General features: G+C 61.3%; 15 protein-coding genes. 11 read left to right on the forward strand and 4 right to left on the reverse strand.

Annotated elements, in window-relative coordinates; translation table 11 throughout:
- Window positions 1-264 precede the first annotated feature (264 nt).
- From cobJ to cobG, 4 genes are read right to left on the reverse strand one after another with little or no spacing between them, the layout of a single operon-like run.
- The gene (cobJ, locus tag AC1DWM_RS16205; RefSeq protein ID WP_477795638.1) at window positions 265-1,968 is read right to left on the reverse strand and encodes a precorrin-3B C(17)-methyltransferase; all 1,704 of its coding nucleotides are present in this window, start codon (window positions 1,966-1,968) and stop codon (window positions 265-267) included.
- The gene (locus AC1DWM_RS16210) at window positions 1,968-2,699 is read right to left on the reverse strand and encodes a precorrin-2 C(20)-methyltransferase (protein WP_477795665.1); all 732 of its coding nucleotides are present in this window, start codon (window positions 2,697-2,699) and stop codon (window positions 1,968-1,970) included. The genes cobJ and AC1DWM_RS16210 overlap by 1 nt, the downstream gene beginning before the upstream one ends.
- Window positions 2,699-3,325, reverse strand: coding sequence for a precorrin-8X methylmutase (locus AC1DWM_RS16215; protein ID WP_007945227.1), 627 nt, complete (start codon window positions 3,323-3,325; stop codon window positions 2,699-2,701). Before AC1DWM_RS16215 ends, AC1DWM_RS16210 begins: the two co-directional genes overlap by 1 nt.
- Window positions 3,318-4,625: a precorrin-3B synthase gene (gene cobG, locus AC1DWM_RS16220; protein WP_477795639.1), complete on the reverse strand. Its 1,308-nt coding sequence runs from the start codon at window positions 4,623-4,625 to the stop codon at window positions 3,318-3,320. The genes AC1DWM_RS16215 and cobG overlap by 8 nt, the downstream gene beginning before the upstream one ends.
- Window positions 4,626-4,769: 144 nt before the next feature.
- Here cobG and cbiE point away from each other — a divergent pair, with 144 nt between their 5' ends.
- The 11 genes from cbiE (at window position 4,770) to urtA (ending at window position 16,212) form a co-directional block, all read left to right on the forward strand.
- On the forward strand, window positions 4,770-5,981 hold the full coding sequence (gene cbiE, locus AC1DWM_RS16225) for a precorrin-6y C5,15-methyltransferase (decarboxylating) subunit CbiE (RefSeq protein ID WP_477795640.1): 1,212 nt from the start codon (window positions 4,770-4,772) through the stop codon (window positions 5,979-5,981).
- On the forward strand, window positions 5,974-7,071 hold the full coding sequence (locus AC1DWM_RS16230; RefSeq protein WP_223515122.1) for a cobalt-precorrin-5B (C(1))-methyltransferase: 1,098 nt from the start codon (window positions 5,974-5,976) through the stop codon (window positions 7,069-7,071). Before cbiE ends, AC1DWM_RS16230 begins: the two co-directional genes overlap by 8 nt.
- Window positions 7,068-7,802 (forward strand): cobalt-precorrin-6A reductase, encoded by a 735-nt coding sequence (locus AC1DWM_RS16235; RefSeq protein WP_477795641.1) that lies wholly within the window; start codon window positions 7,068-7,070, stop codon window positions 7,800-7,802. The genes AC1DWM_RS16230 and AC1DWM_RS16235 overlap by 4 nt, the downstream gene beginning before the upstream one ends.
- A gap of 256 nt (window positions 7,803-8,058) precedes the next feature.
- Window positions 8,059-8,370, forward strand: coding sequence for a hypothetical protein (locus AC1DWM_RS16240; RefSeq protein WP_223515117.1), 312 nt, complete (start codon window positions 8,059-8,061; stop codon window positions 8,368-8,370).
- Window positions 8,371-8,418: 48 nt separating this feature from the next.
- Window positions 8,419-8,817, forward strand: a complete 399-nt coding sequence (locus AC1DWM_RS16245) for a DUF2946 domain-containing protein (protein WP_477795642.1) — start codon at window positions 8,419-8,421, stop codon at window positions 8,815-8,817.
- Between the two features lie 48 nt (window positions 8,818-8,865).
- Window positions 8,866-9,345, forward strand: a complete 480-nt coding sequence (locus AC1DWM_RS16250) for a copper chaperone PCu(A)C (RefSeq protein ID WP_223515102.1) — start codon at window positions 8,866-8,868, stop codon at window positions 9,343-9,345.
- A gap of 20 nt (window positions 9,346-9,365) precedes the next feature.
- Entirely contained in the window at window positions 9,366-9,827 is a 462-nt protein-coding gene (locus tag AC1DWM_RS16255) for a DUF2946 domain-containing protein (protein ID WP_477795643.1), read from the forward strand.
- Window positions 9,828-10,016: 189 nt separating this feature from the next.
- Window positions 10,017-12,134: a TonB-dependent copper receptor gene (locus AC1DWM_RS16260; RefSeq protein WP_477795644.1), complete on the forward strand. Its 2,118-nt coding sequence runs from the start codon at window positions 10,017-10,019 to the stop codon at window positions 12,132-12,134.
- 117 nt (window positions 12,135-12,251) lie between these two features.
- Window positions 12,252-13,628 carry a PepSY-associated TM helix domain-containing protein gene (locus AC1DWM_RS16265; RefSeq protein WP_223515095.1) on the forward strand — a complete coding sequence of 459 codons (1,377 nt, stop codon included), beginning with the start codon at window positions 12,252-12,254 and terminating at the stop codon, window positions 13,626-13,628.
- Window positions 13,629-14,203: 575 nt separating this feature from the next.
- On the forward strand, window positions 14,204-14,575 hold the full coding sequence (locus tag AC1DWM_RS16270) for a DUF6124 family protein (RefSeq protein WP_477795645.1): 372 nt from the start codon (window positions 14,204-14,206) through the stop codon (window positions 14,573-14,575).
- A gap of 371 nt (window positions 14,576-14,946) precedes the next feature.
- On the forward strand, window positions 14,947-16,212 hold the full coding sequence (urtA, locus tag AC1DWM_RS16275) for an urea ABC transporter substrate-binding protein (protein ID WP_223515089.1): 1,266 nt from the start codon (window positions 14,947-14,949) through the stop codon (window positions 16,210-16,212).
- The last annotated feature ends 73 nt before the right edge of the window (window positions 16,213-16,285 follow it).

The raw sequence follows: 16,285 nt of genomic DNA on the forward strand, positions 1-16,285 counted from the left end.
CACTTCCCTGTAGAGTAACAATTGACGATTAAATTAAAGCGCCAAATCAACACTAACCGAATTGATTTTCAGCCTCAAAAAATAAAACAGACAATTAATTACCTACAAAACATTCAGAAATGCAAGAACACCAAAAACGACCAGATACGCTCAACCACTAAAGCATCAACTTACATCAACACATGTAAAAATATCGCTGCAAAAATTTGATATTAATTAAATAGCGACAGATGTAGAGCGGCCTCAGTACGAGGCCGCTGACTATCAGGAAGTTGGCTTGTCGCCATACCAGCGCGGCGTATAGACCCACTCGCCACCCTCGGCACGCGGGAACACACAGGTGGTAGAGGAGCCGATCAGCACCATGGTGCGCATGTCCACCTGATCCGGGGTCAACTGCCCCAGTGTGGTGACACGCAAGGTCTGGCCCGGGCGCCCAATGTCCCGCCCCAGCACCACGGGCGTTTCTGCGGTGCGGTGTTGCGCGACAATCTCCAGTGCCCGCCCCAACTGCCAGGGACGCGAACGCGAGATCGGATTGTAGAACGCCAGCGCCAGGTCAGCCTGAGACGCCAGATCCAGACGTTTCTCGATGATTGCCCAAGGTTTGAGGTTGTCCGACAGGGACATCACGCAGAAGTCGTGCCCCAACGGCGCACCGGCCTGAGCCGCGGTTGCCAGGGACGCAGAAACGCCCGGAAGGATCTCCAGATCAACGCTGTGCCACAGCGGCTCACTCGATTCGTGTAATGCTTCCAGCACCGCGGCCGCCATGGCGAACACGCCGGGATCGCCGGACGACACGACCACCACCGAGCGCCCTTGGGCAGCCAGTTCGAACGCATGGCGAGCGCGCTGCATTTCCTCGCGATTGTCGGTGCAGTGCATCACTTGATCGTCGCGGAACGGCCCGGCCATGCGCACGTAGGTTTCGTAACCGAGTACATCATTGGCGCGCGCCAGCTCGGCCTTGACCGCCGGCACCATCAGCTCGGCAGCGCCAGGGCCCAGGCCGATCACCGCCAGGCGACCACGCGCACGACCGATCCGGGCAAGGTCCAACGGTTGGCTGGCCACGGCAATGGCAAGAACGGTGTCCGCCGAAACGACGGTAGCCTCCGGCACGGTGTGACGGGCAAGTTCACTGACGCCGCCGCAATCCGACGCAAACCGCAGCGGCACACCCAGCTCAAGCGCCGCTTCGCGCAAGGCCGGGGTAGTCATGTGCAGATCGCTGGCCAACAGGCACGCCACCGATTGCACGGCGATTTTGGCCTGATGCAGCGCCGCGCGAATCGCATTCGGCAGTTCCGCCACATCGGCATTCACCGCCACCAACACACTGCGCGGGTAAATCAGCAACTCATTGGCCGCTGGCGTGCGTTCAGCACTGCCGACATGGATCGACAATTGCGCCTCGGGATCTTCCGGCAACTGAGCCTGCGCCAGCCACGGTGCCGCGCCTTCTATCCGCACGCTTTGACCGGCGAGCAAATCCGAGACAAAGCGCTTACCCAACTCCAGATCAGCGAGTCCGTATCCACTCGGCGGATTAAGCAGGCAGGTGCCAAAGCGCAATTCACCGCTGGTGGTGATCGCCGCAGCGACCTCAAGACCGGCAGCAATTTCCCGAGCCATGACGTTCACGCCACCCAGCCCGCCGAGCAGCGGCACCACGGCGCTGCCGTCTTCGGCCACGGCCAGCACCGGCGGCTCGGCGCCTTTTTCCAGCAACAACGGCGCCAGCGTGCGGATAACAATGCCGGCCGCACACAGCGCGATGATCGGTGTGTCCTGCTGATAGAGCTCACGCAGGGTGGCACCGAACTCGTGATAGGCAAGGTCCGCACCTTCAACCCGTTCGGCCAGGCCATGGATCATCGCGCCGGGGTACAACTGCTGAATCTTGCGCGCGGTCGCGAGGCTGCCGTTGCCCAGAATGACAATCGCCGGAACTGGACGGGCCATCAGCCTTGCCACCTTTCGCCCGGAACGATGATCAACGAGAAGTACGGCGAGGACATTGGCTCGACCTCATTGAGCGGCACTATTTTCTGATTGGCCATGGTCGCGCGCTCGACATACAGCGCGCGCTCCGCCAGACCGAGCTCTTCGAGCACCTGACGGACTTTGGGGAAATTGCGCCCCAGCTTCATGATCACCGCCGCATCGGCATCGGCCAGTCGACGCTTGAGCTCGTCGTGAGGCAGCACGCCAGACAGCACCGACAAACTCTGATTGCGATACACCAGCGGCGCGCCCAGCACCGAAGCACCGCCGAGCATCGAGCACACGCCCGGCACGACTTCGGCTTCATAGCGTTCGGCCAGACGATCATGCAGGTACATGTAAGAACCGTAGAAGAACGGATCGCCTTCGCAGATCACCGCCACGTCACGACCCGCGTCCAGATGCGCGGCGAGTTCTTCGCCGGCCGCATCATAGAAATCGCTGATCACTTGCTCATACGACAGCGGTGCCGGCAGTGCTTCGGTGGTCACCGGGTACACCAGCGGCAGCAACGTTTGCGCGTCCTGCAAATGCGCTTCGATGATGCCAAAGGCATTGCCCTTTTTGCCCTTGGCGACGAAGTACGCCACCACCGGGGATTCGCGCAGCAGGCGCAGGGCTTTGACGGTAATCAGTTCCGGATCACCGGGGCCGACGCCCAGGCCAATCAAGCGTCCAGGTTGCTGCATCATTCGATCTCCGTGGCGAGGGCGTTAACGGCGGCGGCAGCCATGGCGCTACCGCCGAGCCGGCCTTGCATGATCACAAACGGCACACCGCGACTGTCGGCGGCGAGCGCAGCCTTGGATTCGGCTGCGCCGACGAAGCCTACCGGGAAACCGAGGATCAGGGCGGGTTTCGGCGCACCGGCGTCGAGCATTTCCAGCAGATAGAACAGCGCGGTGGGCGCGTTGCCGATCACCACTACGCTGCCTTCCAGGTGCGGGCGCCACAGTTCCAGCGCTGCGGCGGAGCGTGTGTTGCCCAACTCGCGGGCCAGGTCCGGGACGCTGTCATCGCGCAGTGTGCAGATGACTTCGTTGTTGGCAGGCAACCGCGTGCGGGTCACGCCTTCGCTGACCATCCGCGCGTCGCACAAAATCGGCGCACCGGCGGCCAGCGCCTCGCGCCCGGCCTTGCCCGCGCCTTCGGAAAACTGCAAGCCGTCGATGGCATCGACCATGCCGCAGGCGTGGATCACCCGCACTGCGAGTTTCTCCAGATCGGCAGGGATCCGTGCCAGGTTGGCCTCGGCGCGAATGATCGCGAAGGAGTTGCGATAGATCTCCTGACCGTCGCGGATGTAATCAAGCATCTAGGGAGCTCCGTGAGCGGTCGTCGAGCAAGGCTGCGACCGCTTCAATAGTAAGATTGCGTGCGTGCAGCGCGCCGAAACCGGGCTGTGCTGCATCGCGAAAATAGAGGTCGTAATGACCGACAGAGACCGCCAACAAAGTAATTGGCGCGATGTGCGCCGCCGCGCAGGAACGCGAGCAACCCGACAGGTGAACGTTCAGCGCAAGCCCGTGATGTTGCAGCAGAGCGGCCAGTTGCCGGGCATCGCCCTTGGTGTCGGCCATGCCTTTGCCGCAACCGGTGGAGCCGGTGCAGGCGATCAGTTGGGCCAAAGCATCATCGGCCGAGCAGCGCAGGCCGAGTTGTTCAAGGTTGTGGATAACGTGCGCTGCATTGTCGGCCTGCACACCGGGCAGCAACAGGCTTTGCCACGGCGTGAAACGCAGGCAGCCGTCGCCCTGCTCCCGGGCCAGTGTTGCGACACCCCGCAGCATCGCCGGATCAAGACGACCCAGTGGCGGCACTGCGCCGATGTACACACGTTCGGCGTCACGCTGCGGATGCGCGCCGATGTGCAAGAAATCCGGACCCGCGCTGCGCTGCCAACCCTCGATGGGGATCAGCGACACACGTTCGGCCAGTCGAGCGAGAAACCCGTCGAGTGAATATTCAGCGAGCAGATGGCGCATGCGGGTCTGATCCGGCCGCGCCAACTCAAGAAACAACTCCAGCACTGCGACCACCAGCGCATGGCCTTGATCCAGCGACACCGAACTGGCGGGTACGTCTGTCGGGCACCCGGCCAGACCGAACGCCCAGCGTTGTTCGCCGTCTCGCTCGACCGCTGACAGCCACAGGTCATGCGGATGTTCGAGCATCGCCAGGCCTTCGCCGCCATCCAGCTGCACGGCAAATTTGGCGCTGAGGTCGTGCAAGCGTGCATCGCCTTGCAGCGTGGCAAGAATTTGCTCGGCCAACGGGCGCGTGTCGAGCAGCCTCTGCCGATCAATCCCGGCGCTCGGGCTGAGCATCAAGTTGCGCACATCATCGCCAGCGGCGCTACTTGGACCCAGCCCGACCGCCATCAGGCTGTCGATCAACGCCGCGTGTTCACCGCCGATCCCGCGAATTTGCAGGTTAGCGCGGTTGGTCGCCTCGATCACGCCCCCGGCGAAGCGTTCGGCGGCATCCGCCACCGCTTCGGCCTGATCGGCATTGATCGAACCGCCAGTCAATTTGATCCGGCAAATGCCACCGTCCAATGCCTGAACAATACGCAGCAACCCCGGGCAAGCCGAGGGGCGTAAGGCGGTGGACATCGGGCGTTCGTTCAAGGGGGCGACCGGCTGTGTGGGAAAGGCGCTTCGCGGGCGAAGGCGCGGTATTATGCCTGCTTTGTCAGGCGGCATGAAAAGCCTGCCCGTCGGAACCGTCCGTTTGAGGACTATTTTTAAGGACTGCAGATGTCACCCTGGCTGACAGTAGTGGGAATCGGTGAAGACGGCTTCAAGGGCCTGGGCAGAAACGCCCGGCATGCCCTGCTGCGCGCTTCGCGGATCATGGGCGGTCAGCGGCAACTGGATTTGCTGCCGGTGTGCATCCGTGGCAAACGCCAGTTGTGGCCGAGTCCTTTTTCCCTTGAGCCGCTGTTGGCCCGTCGCGGTGAGCCGGTGTGCGTGCTGGCCAGCGGCGATCCGATGTTCTTTGGCGTGGGCGCCAGCCTGGCACGGCAAGTGCCCGCTGATGAAATGCAGATCCTCCCGGCGCCCTCCTCTTGTTCGCTGGCAGCCGCGCGAATGGGCTGGCCGTTGCAGGATGTGGTGACGCTTTCAGTGGTTGCCCGGCCGGTCGCGGCCCTCAATGCACAGTTGTTCAGCGGCGTACGTTTGCTGGTGCTGAGCAACGACGGTCAAACCCCGGCGGCGATTACCGCACTGCTGCGCGAACGCGGTTTCGGCCCGAGCCGCCTCACCGTGCTGGAACATCTGGGCGGTATCGCCGAACGGCGCATCGATGGCGTTGCCAACGACTGGAATGATCCACAGGTTGCCGATCTGAACCTTATCGCCATCGAGTGCATCGCCGAGCCGAATGCGCCGAGCCTGTCACGACTGGCCGGGTTGCCCGATTCGGCCTTCAGGCACGACGGCCAATTGACCAAGCGTGACGTGCGCGCCATCACCCTGGCGCGCCTCGCGCCGGTGCCCGGTGAGCTGCTGTGGGATGTCGGTGCTGGCAGCGGTTCGATTGGCATCGAGTGGATGCGCGCACACCCGACTTGCCGCGCACTGGCCATTGAAGCCGATGAAGGTCGGCAGCTGCTGATCGAACACAACCGCGACGCCCTCGGCGTTCCCGGCCTGCAACTGATTCGCGGTAACGCACCACAGGCACTGACCGGACTCGAACGCCCGGACGCGATCTTCATCGGTGGCGGTGTCACTCGCGAAGGCGTGCTCGACACCTGCTGGGCGCAACTCAAACCCGGAGGCCGATTGATAGCCAACGCGGTCACGCTGCAAAGTGAAATGACCCTGATGGCCTGGCGCGAACGCCACGGCGGTGAACTGACCCGCATCCACATTGCCCAGGCGCAGCCGTTGGGTGAGTTCGACACCTGGCGCCAGGCGCTGCCCATTACCTTGCTGGACGTGACGAAGCCCTGCGATGCGTGACGAAACCGCCGAACAACCCGCCCCGCTGCGCAGCGGCCTGACGACGGGCAGCTGCGCCACCGCCACCAGCCTGGCGGCGGCGCGTCTGCTGTTGGCCGGGGTTGGTGCTGACGCGGTCGAGATCGTTTTGCCCAAGGGCAAGCAGGTGCAGATGCGCCTGGAATTTTGTCGCCTGACCGACGACGGCGCCGAAGCCGGGACCCTCAAGGACGCCGGCGATGACCCTGACGTGACCCACGGCGCCCTGCTGTACACACAAGTGCGCCTGTGCGCCGAGCCGGATATTCGTTTCAAGGCTGGGCGCGGTGTCGGCACGGTGACGCGCCCCGGATTGGTGCTGGCCGTCGGCGAGCCGGCGATCAACCCGGTGCCGCGCAAAATGATCACCGATCACCTGGCGTTGTTGGCCGCTGAACTCGGCTACAACGGCGGCTTCGAGGTCACCGTCAACGTCGAGGACGGCGAAGCTCTGGCGCTGAAAACCATGAATCCGCGCTTGGGGATTCTCGGCGGGCTATCGATTCTTGGCACCAGCGGCATCGTCCGGCCGTTTTCCTGCGCGGCCTACATCGCCTCGATCCACCAGGGCATCGACGTTGCCAAAACCAATGGTTACCTGCACATCGCCGCCTGCACCGGCAACGCCAGCGAAGACACCATGCGCCGGGTCTACAACCTGCCGGAAATCGCGCTGATCGAAATGGGCGACTTCGTCGGCGCGGTGCTCAAACACTTGCGCAAAGTACCTGTGGATAAACTCAGCCTCTGTGGTGGCTTCGGCAAGATCAGCAAACTGGCGGCCGGGCACATGGATTTGCACAGCCGACACTCCAGCATCGACCTGCCGCAACTGGCCGAATGGGCAGCGGCAGTCGGAGCTGATGAGGCGCTGCAACAGGCCATTCGCGAGGCCAACACCAGCCAGCAAGCCTTGGCGATGGCCAGTGCGGCGGGTATCGCGCTGGGTGATGCGGTGTGTCAGCACGCACTGGAATTTGCCCGCAGCGTAGTGCCGGCGCAAGTTCAGGTCGAAGTGTTTGCGATTGACCGTCAGGGCGGGATTGTCGGCCATGCGGGAGTTTTTCAATGAAACGCGTTTTGCTGCTCGGTGGTGTGACGGAAGCGCTGGCCATCGCTCGCACGCTGGGGCCAGAACACATCTATAGCCTGGCCGGTGTCGGTCGCGTGCCGACGGATTTGACCTGTCAGGTGCGCGTCGGTGGATATGGCGGTGCTGAAGGCTTGGCGCAATTCATTCGCGATGAAGGGATCGATCTGCTGTTGGACGCGACCCATCCCTACGCTGCACAAATCAGCCAGAACGCCGCCACCGCCGCGCAATTGACCGGCATTGCCTGCTGGGCGCTACGACGGCCGGCCTGGCAACCTCAGTCTGGAGATGACTGGCGCGAAGTCAGCGACTGGGCCGGACTGATCGAAACCCTGAAACCCTTCCATCGCCCCTTGTTCACCCTCGGCCGCGAACCGTTGCAACACCTGCACGATATTCCGCCAGAGCAATTCTGGACCTTGCGTGCGCTGGAGGTTTATCCCGGCAACGAACGCTGCGAAGTCATCGGCGCGCGTGGGCCGTTTGTGATCGAGGATGAGCGAGAGCTGTTTGAGCGTCGGCAGATTGATGTGCTGATCAGTAAGAACAGCGGCAGCACGGCGACGGAGCCGAAGCTGGAAGTGGCGCGGGAGCGTGGGGTGCCGGTGATTGTTTTGAGGCGGCCGGTGTTGCCAGGGGTTGATCGGGAGTTTGGGGCGGTGGATGACGTACTGGCTGCCCTGGCCCAGAGATCGACACAAAACCTGTAGCAGCTGGCGAAGCCTGCGTCCGGCTGCGCAGCAGTCGTAAAATCAGGCACCTCGATCTTTCAGGCTAACCGTGGATGCAGGATTTACGACTGCTTCGCAGCCGGACGCAGCCTTCGGCAGCTGCTACAGAAATTGCGCAACGTCTTACATTTCTATCGGACCGCTCACACAGCACTATCCAAATCGGCTGACTCGTAAGGGCGTAACCCTTCCTCTATGTTTCCGGGCTCCATGAATGTAGCGCTCGGAGTACCGAATGACTGAAAAATTCTCTCGTTTCGATATCGCGGAGTTTCTCCAGACACCCGCCGATATGTGGAACTACCTCCAAGCCAGCGAAGAGGAAGATTCCGGAGACGGACGTTTCATTCGCTTGGCGTTCAGAGACGTCAAACACACCATCCGCGCACGAATTCAAAGTGATCCACTTTTTGCTCAGGCAATCCGAATCGAAGTCGCTACACTCTTTCATAACGGCGAGTTGGAAATGGCTCACAGCATGCTGCTTCTGTTAACTCAGGCACTGCGACACCACACCGCACGCCGCTTTTTTACTTATCGGCCCTGATCAGGCTAAATAGCCGCGCTTGATCGCCCACCCAAACGGATTTGTCCCATGTCCCGACATCGGCTTGCAATTGCCTGGATCGCCTGCTTCGCAGTGCTGTTCAACATGCTCGCCATGCCGATGAGCAATGCGATGGCGCAGGCGGCGAAATCACCCGCCGAGCAATTGCTGTGGGGCAGTTTCTGTACGTCCAGCGGCACCAAGATGGTGGCGATTTCCCTGGGCGATATCGGGCAAAAAGCACCACAGGGTGATGATCATTCCAACATGCAGCATTGCTGGTGTTGCTCGGGCTCCGCCCCCTTGGTGGCACTGCCGGGACATGAGCCGCAGCTGTATTTCGCGCACTTCGAGAGCAATCGAAGCCGGCCCGCCGCCACACTCGACACCCCCACACCGCGCCAGCAATGGCCGAGTCTCAACCCCCGCGCGTCCCCTCTGGTGTGATTCTTTCTCGCAATTGACCTGCGTTTTGAATCGTTCCGGAGAACTGCCATGTTGAACAAACTCATCGTTTTGGCTGCGTTGCTGCTGCCTGCCTGCTTTGCCAATGCCCACGAATACAAAGTCGGCGAGCTGGAAATCGCTCACCCGTGGTCGCAAGAGCTTCCGCCCAACGCGCCAACCGTTGCCGCCTATTTCGTGATTCACAACAGCGGCAAAACCGCTGACCGCCTGCTCAGTGTCGATTCGCCGATTTCGGGCGAGGCCCAGTTACACGAGCACGTGATGCAGAACGATATGATGAAAATGCAACACGTGCCGAGCGTCGAGATCCCCGCCGGCGGCAACGTCACGTTTGCGCCGATGGCCTATCACGTGATGCTGCTGGAGCTGAAAGATCGCAGCCTGCTGAGCGAGGGCAAACACTTCCCGCTGACGATGCATTTCGAGAAAGCCGGCGATGTGACGGTCGAAGTCGCCGTGCAGAAAAAGCCGCCGCAAGACACGCAGATGCACGTTCACACCCAGTAATTCGCTGAGCAGAAGCCGCCATGCGCCCGCTTAGCGCCAGGTCATCCGCGTCACGTCGTCAGTCATTGAGCCTGACGCGCGGCAGCTGGATCAGCCTGTTCGCCATGTTGATGATCTTTATCGGCCCGCTGATTTCTCAGTCGATGCCGATGGATCAACGCGCCTCTGCAATGACCATGAACATGTCGATGGACATGAGCATGGACATGAGCATGGACATGTCGGCGATGGATCACGCCGACCACGGCGCGCAACCCGCCGACGAACACTGCCCGCCCAAGGCCTCACACCACGCGATCTGGGAAAAATGCGGCTATTGCAGCCTGCTGTTCAATTGCCCGGCGCTGACCGGCGGTGTTTCGTTCACAGCCTTCAACACCCCGCCCGCCAGCACATTCACTACCCCGTCTCCCCGCCTGGGCCACGCCCGGCAACCTTTCTTCCCCGGCGCCCGAACCCGCGCCCCGCCCATCGTTGCGTAAACACCCACCTCTGATCTCACACGGTTAAACCAGCCACGCAATCCTGTGGGAGCGAGCCCGCTCGCGAAGAGGGAGTGTCAGTCAACATTGATGTCGTCTGGCACACCGCCTTCGCGAGCAGGCTCGTTCCCACAAGGATATTGCCTCGGCTGCCGGCCGTGTCGTTTATGCCGTTCGATGGAAATTGTCATGTCCAGGTTTTCTGCTGACTCACGCTTGCGCCCTGCCCAAGCTTCTTTAACCCTGAACGAACCCGGTGTTCGATTCAGGCACGCCACCGCATTCCTGTGTGGCGTTCTACTGACACCGATGGCGCTGGCCGATGAACACGCCGGCCACAACGAAGAGCTGAGCCCGACGGTGATCACCGCGATCGCCCCCAGCTCTCCGCTGACCATCGTCACCAACCCCAAGGACCCGCGCCAACCGGTGCCGGCCAGCGACGGCGGCGATTACTTGAAAACCATCCCCGGCTTCGCCCTCGTGCGCAACGGTGGCACCAACGGCGACCCGGTGCTGCGCGGCATGTTCGGCTCGCGGATGAACATCCTCACCAACGGCGGCCAATTACTGGGCGCCTGCCCTGGCCGGATGGACGCGCCAACCTCGTACATCTCGCCGGAAACCTACGACAAACTCACCGTGATCAAAGGCCCGCAAACCGTACTGTGGGGGCCGGGCGCTTCCGCCGGGACGATCCTCTTCGACCGTGAGCCAGAAAGCTTCGGTGAACTCGGCACCCGGGTGAATGCCAGCTTGCTGGCAGGCTCCAACGGCCGCTTCGACAAACTGGTGGACGCCGCGGCCGGCGGGTCGCTGGGCTACGTGCGAGTGATCGGCAACACTGCACACGCCGACGATTACCGGGATGGCAACAACGACACCGTGCCCTCGCGCTACGACAAGTGGAACGGTGACGTCGCACTCGGCTGGACCCCGGACGCCGACACCCTGCTAGAGCTGACCGCTGGCAAAAGCGATGGTGAAGCGCGTTACGCCGGGCGTGGCATGGACGGCTCGCAGTTCCTGCGCGAAAGCCTGGGTCTGCGCTTCGAAAAATCGAACGTCGGCGACGTGCTGGATAAGATCGAAGGCCAGATTTACTACAACTACGCCGACCACGTGATGGACAACTACACCCTGCGCACGCCGTCCGGCACCGGGATGATGTCCGGCCCGAGGGCGTCGAATGTCGACCGTCGAACCGTCGGCGGCAGGGTCAAAGGCACCTGGCGCTGGGGCGTCGTGCAGCTGATCAGCGGTATCGACGTGCAAACCAGCGAACACCGCCAGCGCGGCAGTGCGGGCATCAATACCTACAAGGACCTGCCGTACACCGAGGACGCCGACTTCCACAACTACGGTGTCTTCAGCGAACTGACCTGGTACGCCGCCGACCAGGACAGGCTGATTACCGGCGCGCGTCTGGACCGCGCCTCGGCCAAGGACTACCGGCAAACCATCGGTTCAGGGATGACGAAACGCCCCAACCCGACCGCCGACGATACCCGCACCGACACCCTGCCGAGCGGCTTCGCCCGTTATGAGCATGACTTGGCCGACAGCCCGACCACCCTGTACGCAGGCCTCGGTCACACCGAACGATTCCCGGATTACTGGGAGCTGTTTTCACCCAAGAGCGGCCCCGTCGGTTCGGTGAATGCCTTCGATTCGATCAAGCCTGAGAAAACCACCCAGCTCGACTTCGGCCTGCAATACAGAACCGAAGACCTTGATGCCTGGGTCTCGGGTTACGTCGGGAAAGTGCACGACTACATCCTGTTCAACTACATCCCGACCCCGACGGGAACTCTCTCCCAGGCAAAAAACATCGACGCCCGCATCATGGGCGGCGAACTCGGTGCGGCCTACCGGTTGACCAACAACTGGAAAGCCGACGCGACCCTGGCCTACGCCTGGGGCAAGAACAGCAGCGACGGCAACCCACTGCCACAAATGCCGCCACTGGACGCGCGTTTCGGCCTCACCTACAGCGAAGACAACTGGAGTGCCGGGGCGCTGTGGCGGGTAGTCGCCGCGCAAAACCGCATCGACCTGAACAAGGGCAACGTCGTCGGCAAAGACTTCGACAAGACCCCGGGCTTTGGCGTGTTCTCGCTCAACGGTGCCTACCGGATCAACCAGCACTGGAGGGTCAGCACCGGCGTCGACAACCTGTTCGGCAAGGCCTACGCCGAGCACTTGAACCTGGCCGGCAACGCCGGTTTTGGCTACCCGGCCCAAAACCCGCAGGCCATTAAAGAACCGGGGCGAACGCTCTGGACCAAGGTTGACATGAGTTTCTAAAAAGCTTCGCGAGCAGGTACACCACTGTCCATGTGGGAGCGAGCCTGCTCGCGATCGGTTGCAAAGCAACCGCCAACAAACAACTAAAAGATCCATGCCAAAAGCGGAGCACACGTGATGAAACAGCCCAAACCAAACTTCTACAATCTGGCCTGGCGCTGGCATTTCTATGCCGGTCTGTTCGTGGCGCCCTTCATGGTGATGCTGGCCCTGACCGGCATCATTTACCTGTTCAAACCGCAACTCGATCCGTTGATGTACGGCAGCCTGCTGAACGTCCCTGCCGGCCACCACACCGTGCCCGCCGACGACTTGCTCACGCGGGTGAAAGAAGCGTATCCACAAGCCACCATCAAGCAGTACCTGCCACCGGTTAACGCCGAACGCAGCGCGCAATTTGTCGTGGTCAATGCCGGCACCGAGCTGAACGTGTTCATTGATCCCTACCAAGGCGACATCCTCGGCGAGCAAGACGCCAAGATGAATCTGCAAGCCATCGCGCGAGCCATTCACGGCGAGCTGATGATCGGCACCGTGGGCGATCGGCTGATCGAAATGGCCGCCGGTTGGGGCGTCGTCCTGGTGGTGTCCGGGGTGTTCCTGTGGTGGCCGCGTGGCCAGGCGGCGGGGATTTTGTGGCCGCGCCTGACCAGTCGCGGTCGCGTGTTGTGGCGTGACCTGCACGCCGTGACCGGGTTCTGGGGCGCATCGCTGCTGTTGGTGATGTTGCTCAGCGGCATGACCTGGACTGGTTTCTGGGGTGAGAAATACGCAGGCGTCTGGAACGTGTTCCCGGCCGCCATGTGGGACAACGTGCCCAAATCCGATGTCGAGGCCCGCAGCCTCAACACCGCCACTCGCCAGACCGTGCCTTGGGCCATGGAAAACACGCCGATGCCGATGTCCGGCGACCACGCCGAACACATGACCCACGACGGCGCACAGGCCGGCCCGGCCGCGCCGACCATCAGCCTGCAAGACGTGCAGAACATCGCCGTACAACGCAAGGTCGAGCCGGGTTACAGCATCACCTTCCCGAAAACCGCCACCGGCGTGTTCACCATCGCCGTGTTCGCCGACGACCCGCGCAACGACGCCACACTGCACGTCGATCAATACACCGGCGACGTCCTCGCCGATGTGCGTTACGAGCAATACGGCACCGTCGCCCGCGCCACGGAAATCGGCGTGATGCTGCACGAAGGCAAGATGTTCGGTGTGTTCAATCAGATCATCGTGTTGCTGATCTGCCTGATGATCCTGCTCAGCGCCGTCAGCGGCGTGGTGATCTGGTGGAAGCGTCGGCCACAGGGCAAATTCGGTGTGCCGCCGCTACGCCACGACCTGCCGAAATGGAAAACCGCGATGGTCATCATGTTCGCCCTGGCGGTGATGTTTCCGCTGGTGGGCGCATCCTTGGTGGTGGTCTGGGTGCTGGATCGCGTGCTGTTGTCGCGTTTCAGCCGACAGACTGAATCGGCCTCATCTTTGTGACCATGTAGGAGCTGGCTTGCCAGCGAAGACGGCGACACATCCAGCATTGATGTGACTGCCCCACCGCTTTCGCTGGCAAGCAAGCTCCTACAGGGGGGTATCGTCGCTCACAGACTCAGTGTCCGACACAGATCAACTGTAGGAGCTGGCTTGCCAGCGAAGACGGCGGCACATACAGCATCGATGTGCCTGATATACCGCTTTCGCTGGCAAGCCAGCTCCTACAGGGATTGTGATTCTGGGGTTGTTTATGTGTGTTTATCTGGATGTGAAATGACCGGACGTTTCCCACGACTTTTTCAGGTTGTTCGTCGGACGCGGGCTGTCTAGTCTGTGGCTGTCACTGCACATCAGTGATCGGGCGTGAGAACCCGGCAGCCCCTGTTAATCCAACATCAGTACCACCATAATTGCCGCCAGCTTATCCGCTGCCAGCAATGTCTATGGCGGCTGTGTGCGGGCGGACTTCGGTCCGGCCGGATTTGGGGTCACCGGTTTCTCACTCCGCACATAGCTGCCACCCCTTCATCGTGTGAGAACGATTAAGTGGTGGCCTCAATTGAGTAGACCCCAAGATGAATAAGAAGATTGTTCCAGACCCACCTATCGACACCACCACCTCCGATCCCGAAACATCTCACAACGAAGACCTGCTAAGGGATCGCGACGCCATCAAACGCGCCCTCGACTACTACCTCGATCCCCCAACGCCATACACCGAAAAACCCCGCCGCCCCAGCACCATGTTCATGATCGCCCCAAACAACGACACCGAAAGCCTGTTGGTCAATGCCTGTGAATCCTTGGCATCAGCCAGTGTCCTGGCCAGCGATTTCGCCACCGAGTTGATAGGCCCGCAACGCCATAAGGCGATGGCGATTCAACAGGTCATCATGCTCGCGGAACTGGCCGTGAACCGCGCGGTGGATAACGTCGTCCCCACCTAGAAACACTGCAAAAAAATGTGGGAGCGAGCCTGCTCGCGAAGACGGCAGCACATTCAGCATCACTTTGCCTGACATACCGCTATCGCGAGCAGGCTCACTCCTACAGGGGTTTATCATCGCCCACAAATCCTGCACTCGACGCACTCCCACATTTGATCAGTGTTGTCTGCAAGGTCTGCGCCCCAATGTAGCGCACCCTCTCGCACCACCGCGCCGACCTCGTCCTTTCATGGTGCGCTGCCCAAACCGCACAACCGCTCTAACCCGTCATTTCCACGACTTTTGCCAACCGGGCACAGCCCTTGCAAAACAGCCTTCAGTAATCCGCATCTGCCAACCAAGAAAATTCATAAGTTCATGGAGATCGCACAATGAAGCGTCGTAGCTTGATCAAGGCTTTTACACTCTCGGCAAGCATTGCCGCGATGGGCATGACCTGGACTGTCCAGGCTGCCGAAACCATCAAGGTCGGTATTCTGCATTCGTTGTCCGGCACCATGGCGATCTCCGAAACATCGCTCAAAGACATGGCGTTGATGACCATCGACGAGATCAACGCCAAGGGCGGCGTGAACGGCATGATGCTGGAGCCAGTGGTGGTGGACCCGGCGTCGAACTGGCCGCTGTTCGCGGAAAAGGGCCGTCAGCTGCTGACTCAGGACAAGGTGGCCGTGGTGTTCGGTTGCTGGACTTCGGTGTCGCGTAAATCGGTGTTGCCGGTGTTCGAAGAGCTCAACGGCTTGCTGTTCTACCCGGTGCAATACGAAGGCGAAGAGATGTCGCCAAACGTGTTCTACACCGGCGCCGCGCCGAACCAGCAAGCGATCCCCGCCGTTGAATACCTGATGAGCGAAGAAGGCGGCAGCGCCAAGCGTTACTTCCTGCTCGGCACCGACTACGTCTACCCGCGCACCACCAACAAAATCCTGCGTTCGTTCCTGCATTCTAAAGGTGTGGCCGACAAGGACATCGAAGAGGTCTACACCCCGTTCGGTCACGCCGATTACCAGACCATCGTCGCCAACATCAAAAAATTCTCGGCGGGTGGCAAGACTGCCGTCATCTCGACCGTCAACGGCGACTCCAACGTTCCTTTCTATAAAGAGCTGGCCAACCAGGGTCTGAAAGCCACCGACGTTCCGGTCGTGGCATTCTCCGTGGGCGAAGAAGAACTGCGCGGCATCGACACCAAACCGCTGGTGGGCAACCTCGCGGCGTGGAACTACTTTGAGTCGGTCGAGAATCCGCAGAACAAGAAGTTCGTCGCGGACTGGAAAGCCTACGCCAAGAAACACAACCTGCCCGGCGCCGACAAAGCGGTGACCAACGACCCGATGGAAGCCACCTACGTCGGCATTCACATGTGGGCGCAAGCGGCTGAAAAAGCCAAGTCCACCGACGTCGACAAAGTCCGCGAAGCCCTCGCCGGCCAGACCTTTGCCGCTCCGTCCGGCTACACCCTGACCATGGACAAGACCAACCACCACCTGCACAAACCCGTGATGATCGGCGAGATTCAGGCCGACGGTCAGTTCAACGTGGTGTGGCAGACCGAAGGGCCGATCCGCGCCCAGCCGTGGAGCCCGTTCATTCAGGGCAACGACAAGAAACCGGAGTATGCGGTGAAGAGCAACTAAGCCCTGCGATGCCGGGCCCGGACACTCACCCGGGACCCGACACAACACCTGTAGGAGCTGGCTTGCCAGCGAA

Source organism: Pseudomonas sp. P4_C8, from assembly GCF_056401975.1.